Origin of the sequence: Kosakonia sp. S42 (assembly GCF_016624785.1) — a bacterium.
Lineage (GTDB): Bacteria > Pseudomonadota > Gammaproteobacteria > Enterobacterales > Enterobacteriaceae > Kosakonia > Kosakonia cowanii.
Genome location: NZ_JACVTW010000030.1, coordinates 33,729 through 42,874, shown reverse-complemented (window position 1 = coordinate 42,874; position 9,146 = coordinate 33,729). Strand labels below are relative to the sequence as shown.

Here is a 9,146-nt window from a genome sequence, read left to right as displayed (position 1 = left end):
ACCGGGTGCCTTACAGCCAGACGCTCTACTTTCTCGACGGCGACAACCGCGGGCAGGTGGCCTGGATGAAGCAGCAGCTGGACAGCGCGACGGATTTCAAAATCATCCTGGTGAAGGGAAACATCAAGGAAACCAGCGATGCCCTGAACGAGCGCATCTACTTCGATCAGGCCGGTGTCCTGACCACGAAGTTCGGTTTTGAGCACACCCCGGCGCGTATCACGCGTGACGGGCGGGTACTGAAAATTGAAGAAATACCTTTACCGGAGGTGAGTCAATGAATGGCACTTATTTTCTTATAGCTTACACAGTGTTGTTGACACCGCTGCAGGTATGGCTCATTGCCCGTATGGTCAGGGAAGAGGACCGTCGGCTGTCGATATGTGCCTCAGTGATTACGTTTCTTATCCAGTGTGTTGCTATTGCGATTCTCTGGAAAGACATCACAGCAGAACCCGTTCTCTTTATGTTGTCGTATATGTTTTGTCAGACACAGGTCATTTTCCAGATGAATACAGTGAGGGGATGGGGACCAAAAGATGTGTCCAGGCGTCCGCAACCTGGACTGTTCTCAGTCGTTAAGAATTCTCTGGTGTACGTCGTACCCTGGTGGCTTATGACCGGTTTAATGTTCAGGCAGCTACCCTGATAACCAAAAATCCAGCGCTCCTGTAAGCCCTCTTTTATTTCTGCCCGTGGTGACAACATGAATGTAACTCACTCGAACAGCAGTACCGGTCCGGTACCTGCCAAGCCGCTGCGTGTCAGCGGCAATCAACTGAAAGAGATTTACCCCGAACTTGATGGCTGGGCCAGTCATCTCGTGACCAAAGCCTTTGTGGGCTGGCAGCGCGCCACCGGCGTGATCGTCAAGGAAGCAGAGAAGCGCGATGAGCGGTTCACGGACTTTCTGATCAACGCCTTTCTCGATAAACAGCGGGAGAGCCGCGCATGAGAATTCTTTTCCTTACCGGCATGACCGTGATTCCATTTATTTACCTTTTACGCCTGCAGGCAGGAGGTGCTGATGTGAACTTTCAGCGCCTCCTGATTATGTGTGGGATATTCATCGCGGGTTATTCAGTGCTTTATTATTTTTGTGTAATAAAGGAAAAAAAAGTAAAGCAATGGCGCTATGGCACCCCTGTTGAAGCGTCGAAAAACGAGACGCTGACCGATCTCAGCACGGCCATTTATCTCTGGCAGGAAGGTGGTCTCAGTTCGATGCTCCGGATGCTGGAAAGTCTGGAGCGCGCACTTAATGACGCCGGTTATGCACTGACGAGTGAGACCGGGCAGCTGCCCGGAACGCTGTCGATGCGAGCCATGCCCTTCGCAGACCGGCAGCAGATTGCAGCCGCCCTTATCCGTGCCAGGGAACAATACTGGGCACCGGCGCAGACGGAGGAGATGGTGACGGACATTGTCCGGCAGAGCCAGAAAACCGGCTACGGCGAGAGGATGCTGGAAGAGCTGCTCGAAAGCCTGCGCAAGCGTGGCTGGCGCTTACAGCGGGTTGCGACACCGGAAAAACCCACCGCGCCGATGTTCTGGCAGCTGATTCTGGACGTGGAGGCCGATGAAGGCATCCCGTATGCCAGTATCTCCCGGGCGCTGGGCCGTATCGGCAGCACCTGGCGGGAAGACCGCTCACTCTTTTCGGTGGAAGCACAGACGGTCCGCGGCGAGTTTGAGCACAGTGGTATCGCCGGCAATGACGCCTCACCCGTCCGGTGGTCTGTCACTACCCGGCTCTGTACCGACGGCGCGGGCTTCTTCCCGCAGACCGGCATGATGGCACTCCCCCCGGCGCTGCAGGAAATAAAGGACGCCGCGCCAGCTCCGGGGCGTTTTGTTGCCCGGATCATCGTCCAGGGGACGGCTCAGGATGACCGGGGCACTATGGCAAACCTGCTGCAGAAGGCGGTTTTCAAAATAAACTGCGGGAGCGCGGAGGACGTTGAAGTTAACGGTGATGCCGGTTACGGATTCACGGCGCACGTTCCTGAAACCATGTACAAAACAGCCTGAAAAGGTGGACCCATGCTTAAAGACCCTGAACGGAGCGGGGCACACAGATTGATCATCTCTTCCGTCAGACATAACGCTGATTCCGATGCCTGCCTGAAAGAGATCCTCGGCGAAAACCCGCTCTACAAAACCTCTGTAGTCATCCGTGCCGCCATTGTCGGGCTGCGCCGGATGGACAAGACCGCGCGTGAGCAGCTGATTATCGAAGCCGCGCCAAACGACTGATTTCTCCTTTTATCCGCCCTCCCGCCGTCCGGTGGCCGTGGCATACCCCGCTGAGGCATAACATGAACCTTCCTGAATCTGTCGGGCCGGTGCCGGTTGTCCGCACACCTGACGGCTACTGGTGCCACCCCGCACTGACTGCATTTTACCGTGACCGGGACTGTGTCCCGCAGGCCGAATATGACCACTGGCTGGCGGACAACGGCCTGGAGGACACGCTGGTCTGTCTGGATACCGATGATGACACGCCGGCGGCGCAGGCATATGCCCGCAACGCCGATATTTCATACTGGACGCCGCCCGTCCCGCCCGGTGAGGGCTGGTTTACCGGCGCGATATTCGACAGCGAGGATGAGGGTCCCGCCTGTATCTGGCTGCGCCGCCGGGAGGTGCCATGCGACGCAGGCTGAGGGCGGTCTTCTTTCTGCTCGGTATTGTCCTGGCCGGCACGGCACTGCCCGTGTCGTCCGCCAGTAATGCCGGGGAAGGGCGCTGGGTGAACCCCATCACGGACGTGTGCTGGAAGTGTCTGTTTCCCATGACGCTCGGCAATATCAAGCTGGCCTCCGGGCCACAGCCTGACACCAGTAACCCGTCCAGTCCGCTGCAGATATGCCCGGTCGGGGTGCTGTACCGCGTCGGGCTGGCCATTGGCTTCTGGGAGCCGATGGCCATGACGGACGTCACCCGCGAGCCGGGCGTGATGGTCAACATGGGCGGATTTAAAATCGATCTGGGGCGTACCGGGACCGGCACGGCCGGACAGAGCGACAGACCCGCTGCCGGCGCGTTCTACCATGTTCACTGGTACAAATACCCGCTGATATGGTGGCTGAATATCATCACCAGTATCGGCTGCCTGCAGACCGGGGACATGGATATCGCCTACCTCTCCGAGGTCGATCCCCTCTGGAATGACAGTACGCTCTCGATGCTGATTAACCCGGAGGCCGCGCTCTTCGGTAACCTGGTGGCACAGGCCGCCTGTTCGGCAGATGCCGCTGCCGCGTCCGCCGGCCTGCCACTGTCGCCGCTGTTCTGGTGCGCCGGGGCACAGGGGTCGATGTATCCCCTGACCGGGTATACCTCCGGGGAATTTTCACCGCTGGAGACGTCAGTTCTGGTGACCGAGCGCATGGCGTTCAAAATGCACCGGGAAGGACTGGTCTGGAACTCGATCGGTGCCAACAACGCCGTCTGTAACCAGTACCCGTCCCCCATTATTCCCAAAGAGCGCTGGCGCTATCAGATGGTGAACATGCTGCCGGAGGCGTCCAACTGCCACCCGTTCGGGGCCAGTACGCAGCTCTGGGGCACGTCCCACAACTCCCCGTCGTCGAAGAAAAACTTCGGTTATCTCCTCTGGCGTAAACGTAACTGCGTCTTTCTCTGAGGTCTTCCATGAAAAATACTCTTTTCCGGGCGCTGCTTGCCGGCAGCCTGGTGCTCTGCCATTACGCCGCAGCCAGTGAGCAGGCTGACGTTTCCGCCCGTGACCGGGCGTGGATGAAACAGCAGCAGGATAATTTACAGGCTTTCAAGGACACGCTGTCCGGGCAGACGATGACGCTGCCGGCGCAGCAGCAGGACCTGATGTCGCGTCTTCAGCAGGGGATCGCGGCAGAACATCCTGACGGTGAGAAAAAGACCTTTCCGGCCATTTACTTTGTCAGCCTGGGGCTGCCGCGCGAAGGCCTGGTGCCGATGCTGAAGGATGCTAACCGCTTTAACATTCCGGCCACCCTGCGCGGGCTTCGCAACAATGATTTCCGCCAGACCGCGGCGGCCATGTTTGAGCTGGCCAGAGAGGACAAGGACATCGGCGTTCAGATAGATCCGACGCTGTACAGCGACTATCACATTACCGCTGTACCGGCGCTGGTTGTCACCTGTCCGGGGCATTACGACGTCATTCGCGGCAGTCTCCCGCTGCAGCAGGCACTGGAGAAGGTGGCGTCTGACGGCGACTGTGCCGCCACGGCACGCCAGCTGCTGGAGGCCGCCCGATGAAACCGGTCATTTTTCTTCTGGCGCTGTTTGCCAGTGGCCTGGTCCGTGCGGATGCGAATCAGGATGCATGGAGTGCCGGGGCCGGCTTTGGTAAGGGGCAGGCCTCACAGGGCACCTCGTCCCTGAAAAATCCCGGCACGGTGCAGGGCAGCATTCCGGGCTATACCGCCAGCCCGCCCGAAACGGGCTACTACGGCGGCGTGTCAGGCGGCGACGGTGGCCTGAACAGTAAAGGCCAGCAGGCGCTGCAGAACAGCGGGGCCGGGCAGGCCGTCATCGATGCCGGCACGAAAAACCCGCTGCCGGTGATTGACCCGAAAGCCCCCTTCATCACCGCCGGCAAGAACGCGGAAGGCGCTGCCGACAACATCGTCAACGGCACCGGTAATCCGCAGCAGTGTCAGCCGGGCACGGTCACGAAATCCGTGTTCGACAAATACACCTGCGAGCGGGATGTGTGGGTTAACCAGAGCTGTAAACGCAGCGCGACCGTTGAGGTGGATGGCAGCGGCACCACCTGGGAAACGAAGACGGTGGAGTATGAAATGAGTCAGCAGCCGGTGCAGGAGATCAACGGCATGAATATCGCCACTATTGTGCCGACCGTCAGTGGCGAGATTGTCCGCGCCACATACACCTGGTCAGACCGGTTAGGGAACAAGCCGCGCTTTTACATGACCATTTATGTCCTCGGGGCGGAAATTCCCTGGCACAACAAGGGCAGCGCGCAGGATGTGGCGTTCACTCCGGTTCCTGCCACGCTGACGGCCGGCGTGGCATTCACCTCAAAACATCAGCACAGCATTCACTCCGGGTCAGGCAGCCAGACCTTCAAGAACCGGCATGTGCAGCTGAAAATTTCCCTGGTCATCAGGGTGAAAAAAACCAGCAGCGTACCGAAAGTGGTCTGGCGTGAAACCTGCGGCTTCGACAAGAACGGTGCCGTGCCGGTTTCCAGCGTCTGCACCGTGCCCGGCGGTAACCGCCCCGTGGTAATCGACGGCGAGACGCAGCAGGTTTACAGCGACTGCTGGGAGTATGAAGACCAGTACCTGCAGAAAACCGGCTCAAACGGCACCTGCGCTTCGCTGATGAATAACCCGGCCTGCACCGTCACAGGAACGCAGTGCCAGACCGGCACCGGCGCTTACTGTGAGCATGAGGTGGTGAACTACGAGTGCCAGCGCAACTTCTCCTCCACCGGGCTTATCTGCGGCGGGACGTACTTCTGCCAGTCCGGGAACTGCAGTGACACCGATGGCGCGGGTGACAGCGGGTTTGATACCGCCGTGGCCAAACTGGCCGGTCTCGCCTCAGCCGCCGCCGATGTGAAGGACGATCAGATAAATGTCAAAGCCTTTACCGGCAAGGCGATGAGCTGTCGTAAGGCGTTTGCGGGCTTCTCCAACTGCTGTAAGGACAGCGGCTGGGGACAGGATGCCGGGCTGTCCGCCTGTAATGACGATGAGCTGGCGCTGGGGAAAGCAAAAGCGAAGAAAATCACCGTCAGCGTGGGCGAACGCTGTGACCATGAAGTCCTCGGCCAGTGCGTGCAGAAAAGCAAAGTGTACTGCGTCTTTGACGGCAAGCTGGCGCGCATCATTCAGGAGCAGGGACGACGCGATCAGCTGGGTGTCGGTTTCGGCAGCGGCAGCAGCCCCAACTGCGGCGGCATCACCGTTCCCCAGCTGCAGGGCATCGATTTCGACCGTATCAACTTCGCTGACTTCTACGAGGACCTGATGGCTAACCAGAAAGTCCCCAACTCGTCGGTGATGGTGCAGCAGGTGAAAGACCGCATCGCCGCGCAGGTGAAACAGACAGGAGGCACAAAATGATGCGCCGCTGTATTTCCCTGTTGCTGATGCTGATGGTACTCCCGGCATTCGCTGAGGAGATTGTCACGCCGGCACCGCCGTTCACGGGCTGGTCCTGGTACAACGAGCCGAAAAAAGCCCCCGCGCCGCCGCCGGTTCAGCCTCAGCCTCAGAAGCCGCGCGTGCCGGACCTGAGCAACATGACGGCGCAGGAGCAGGCGAAGGTGCTGCGTCAGTACACAATGGAGGCGCTTAACCGCGCCATCCTGTACCCGACGCGGGAGAACACGGCCACGTACCTCAAGTGGCAGAAGTTCTGGACCGACCGCAGCAGCATGTTCAGTCAGTCGTTTGCCGCCGCGCAGCTGACGCACCCGGAGCTGGACTACAACCTGGAGTACCCGCATTACAACAGCATGGCACCGCTGGTACAGTCCCGCGATCAGGCGCAGCGTCAGGAGGCGATTGCGAAGATGGGGCAGCAGTACGGGCTGTTTTACTTCTACCGGGGCAGTGACCCGATCGATGCGCAGATGGCCGGTGTGGTGGCCGATTTTGCGAAGATAAACCATCTGTCCCTTATTCCGGTCTCGGTTGACGGGCAGGTGGCACCGTCGCTCCCGGACAGTCGCCCGGACAACGGGCAGATACAGGCCATGCGCATCACGCACTTCCCGGCACTGTTTCTGGTTGACCCGCGCAGCCGCAACTTCCAGCCGCTGGTCTACGGCTTCATGACCCAGGATGACCTGGCGAAGCGCTTCCTGAATGTGTCCACCGGCTTTAAACCCAACTTCTGAGGAGTCTCCCGTGAATAAAATCCGGATCGCCGGAAACGTGTTGTCGGGGCTTCAGGCGGTGTTTTTCTGCTTTATCACTGCCCCCGGCATCTTACTGCTGGCACTGATGCTGTCCGTTCCGTCGCCGTCGGCGTTTTTCGTCAGCGCGGCGAGAACGTTCAGCGAGACAGTGCCCGTGACACCCGCACACCCTGTCAGCCATGACTGCGCGGTGGTGCCACTGGATGACCCGTGGCCGCGACCGTGTCTGCAGCCCGTCACGCCTGAGTCAGATTTCATCCTGAAGGGCGATCGGTTCCTGGTGAAATTTTACCTGCTTATCGCGCTACTGAATTTTCCCGTGTGGTGCCTGTTAAACATGCCTTCATCTGTTAACCGGCGTGAAGGTCACTGACCCTTTCTTCTGAGGATTACCCATGAGTACATACCGCGCTGCCCGGAGCCTGCGCGCCTGCTGGCGTGCTGCCTGGTTCAGTTTAGTCACCGCGCCGTCACTGGTTCTGTTCTTCCTCTTTATGCTGCTTACGTTCAATAACTCTGTTACCGGTACGTTTCTGGATGCCGCCCGCGATATGGTCGTGGACGCCCCGCCCGGAAAAATATGGGACTGTGCGCCGCCCCTCAGCGCGCCCGTTGAAAAGGTTATGCCACAGGGGAACGGTATCGCTGCAGCGCCGCCGGACGTCAGGTGTGAGCGCGCGGCCGTTGATGCCATTGCCTGGCAGAAAAATGTGGATCGTCTGATACGCAATTTGTATGTGACCGTTGCGTTTGCCGGCGCGTTTTTCTGGTGGTTTTTGGGCAGTAAGCCTGGCGTTCCGGAGGCCGCTGAGTGGGCAGGCCGGAAGGTGAAATCATTGCGTAAGACTTTGCAGGAGAAGGAATAGCACCATGAAACCATTGTCCCTCTGAGATTCAACTTTCAGCTGACACCGCTCTGCATGCACTGAGTGCCGGTCGGTGTGCTGTCTGTTTCTCCTGTTCAACACTCATTTCGTTACCTGCTAAACGAGGCATTTCATGAAACTTCCTCAATGGTTTTCCTGGATACTGGAAAACTCGCTCCTGTTTTTCTTCCTTTATCCTGCCGGACTGATGCTCAGTATCTGGCTGTCTGAATACGTTTCATATGCACTGACCGATACAGCCACTCTCTGGCAAGTGCGTGATGCCTACGCTGAGATGTGCCCTGTCAGCCATTCGGGGTGTCTTGCTCCCGAAGTGGTCGTGCCCGTCACCGTGTCAGAAAATATCAGTGCCGTCCTCATTACAGTGAAAGAACAGCGCCTGTGGGTGCCGTTATGCGTCATCGAAGCACTGCTGCTTGCCGGCGGCCTCATTCATCTTCTGATGGCAAAGAAGAATAAAAAAACGGCAGAGGTGAAATGATGAAAGCCCTGTCCCTGTCTGAGATTGTCGTCATTTTCTTTGCCGGCATCATGTTCAAGTGCCTCAGCGATATCACCGGGGCATACCCCTGGCTTACCCAGTTAATGTGCCTGTGGGGAGGCTATCTCCTGATGGCGCTCTCTGCGCTGCTTCTGGCCGGTAACAGGTGGTGGCACTGGCGACACCGCCATGATGTTATCCCGGAGGTGCAGGATGAAAAGTAATGCCCTGACCGCGCTTTTACTGCTGTTTCCCCTGCTGGCCAGCGCCGGTGCGCGGGATGAAATTGCCGCCCTCGATGCGGCGAAAATCACACAGCAGCAACCCGCGACGGAGACGCCGGCAAAACCGGCCGACCCGCAGAGCCTGATGCAGCTGCCTGACGGTCGTCGCGTCAACATGGCGGATTACGCAGTGGTTGTCTTTATGCAGGCGCACTGCCAGTACAGCGCGAAGTTTGACCCTGACCTGAAGCACTGGGCTGACCAGCACAATATCCGGGTGTATCCCTACACGCTGGATGGTGGTGGCGATGCGTCGTTTCCGGTGCCGCTGATCCCCCGCAAAAGCGATCCGGCATCGCCCCTGGCGGACGAAATCATGACGTTCTTTGGTAACGGGCTGCCCATTGCCACGCCGACCGCGTTCATGGTTAACGTCCACACCCTGCGGGCCTACCCGCTGACACAGGGGGTGATGGACATCACCTCGCTGGAAAGCCGCTACGCCAGCCTGATTCAGGCTGATATGGACCAGATTGATCCACAGTCACTTCCCCCGCTGCCGGCAAACGCGCAGGTAACGCCTCAGTAATACAGACGGAAAACAGAATGATCACAACTATGTATGCACCGCATAAGGCGGACTGCTGTCC

General features: G+C 58.7%; 13 protein-coding genes and 1 pseudogene. All 14 read left to right on the top strand.

The genetic code is table 11. From position 1 onward, the window contains the following. A pseudogene (locus IAE50_RS21615) lies at window positions 1-281 on the top strand (type-F conjugative transfer system protein TraW); the annotation flags it as partial. 425 nt (window positions 282-706) lie between these two features. Further along, window positions 707-955: a hypothetical protein gene (locus IAE50_RS21610; RefSeq protein WP_094419030.1), complete on the top strand. Its 249-nt coding sequence runs from the start codon at window positions 707-709 to the stop codon at window positions 953-955. Then, the gene (locus IAE50_RS21605) at window positions 952-2,031 is read left to right on the top strand and encodes a hypothetical protein (RefSeq protein ID WP_200581250.1); all 1,080 of its coding nucleotides are present in this window, start codon (window positions 952-954) and stop codon (window positions 2,029-2,031) included. The genes IAE50_RS21610 and IAE50_RS21605 overlap by 4 nt, the downstream gene beginning before the upstream one ends. 12 nt (window positions 2,032-2,043) lie before the next feature. After that, window positions 2,044-2,256, top strand: coding sequence for a hypothetical protein (locus IAE50_RS21600; RefSeq protein ID WP_094419028.1), 213 nt, complete (start codon window positions 2,044-2,046; stop codon window positions 2,254-2,256). A 62-nt stretch (window positions 2,257-2,318) separates the two neighbouring features. Then, window positions 2,319-2,666, top strand: a complete 348-nt coding sequence (locus tag IAE50_RS21595) for a hypothetical protein (RefSeq protein WP_200581249.1) — start codon at window positions 2,319-2,321, stop codon at window positions 2,664-2,666. Then, window positions 2,651-3,649 (top strand): conjugal transfer pilus assembly protein TraU, encoded by a 999-nt coding sequence (gene traU / locus IAE50_RS21590; RefSeq protein ID WP_200581248.1) that lies wholly within the window; start codon window positions 2,651-2,653, stop codon window positions 3,647-3,649. The genes IAE50_RS21595 and traU overlap by 16 nt, the downstream gene beginning before the upstream one ends. 8 nt (window positions 3,650-3,657) lie before the next feature. Continuing rightward, window positions 3,658-4,266: a type-F conjugative transfer system pilin assembly protein TrbC gene (trbC, locus tag IAE50_RS21585; protein WP_200581247.1), complete on the top strand. Its 609-nt coding sequence runs from the start codon at window positions 3,658-3,660 to the stop codon at window positions 4,264-4,266. Beyond that, the gene (traN, locus tag IAE50_RS21580) at window positions 4,263-6,104 is read left to right on the top strand and encodes a type-F conjugative transfer system mating-pair stabilization protein TraN (RefSeq protein WP_200581246.1); all 1,842 of its coding nucleotides are present in this window, start codon (window positions 4,263-4,265) and stop codon (window positions 6,102-6,104) included. The genes trbC and traN overlap by 4 nt, the downstream gene beginning before the upstream one ends. Beyond that, window positions 6,101-6,883, top strand: a complete 783-nt coding sequence (gene traF, locus IAE50_RS21575; RefSeq protein WP_200581245.1) for a type-F conjugative transfer system pilin assembly protein TraF — start codon at window positions 6,101-6,103, stop codon at window positions 6,881-6,883. The genes traN and traF overlap by 4 nt, the downstream gene beginning before the upstream one ends. A gap of 10 nt (window positions 6,884-6,893) precedes the next feature. After that, complete coding sequence (locus IAE50_RS21570) at window positions 6,894-7,277, top strand: hypothetical protein (RefSeq protein ID WP_200581244.1); 384 nt, start codon at window positions 6,894-6,896, stop codon at window positions 7,275-7,277. A gap of 22 nt (window positions 7,278-7,299) precedes the next feature. Then, window positions 7,300-7,770, top strand: coding sequence for a hypothetical protein (locus tag IAE50_RS21565; protein WP_200581243.1), 471 nt, complete (start codon window positions 7,300-7,302; stop codon window positions 7,768-7,770). Between the two features lie 133 nt (window positions 7,771-7,903). Then, the gene (locus tag IAE50_RS21560; protein WP_200581242.1) at window positions 7,904-8,272 is read left to right on the top strand and encodes a hypothetical protein; all 369 of its coding nucleotides are present in this window, start codon (window positions 7,904-7,906) and stop codon (window positions 8,270-8,272) included. After that, the gene (locus IAE50_RS21555) at window positions 8,269-8,496 is read left to right on the top strand and encodes a hypothetical protein (protein ID WP_225975686.1); all 228 of its coding nucleotides are present in this window, start codon (window positions 8,269-8,271) and stop codon (window positions 8,494-8,496) included. Before IAE50_RS21560 ends, IAE50_RS21555 begins: the two co-directional genes overlap by 4 nt. Beyond that, window positions 8,486-9,085: an F-type conjugal transfer protein TrbB gene (gene trbB / locus IAE50_RS21550; RefSeq protein WP_042712769.1), complete on the top strand. Its 600-nt coding sequence runs from the start codon at window positions 8,486-8,488 to the stop codon at window positions 9,083-9,085. The genes IAE50_RS21555 and trbB overlap by 11 nt, the downstream gene beginning before the upstream one ends. The last annotated feature ends 61 nt before the right edge of the window (window positions 9,086-9,146 follow it).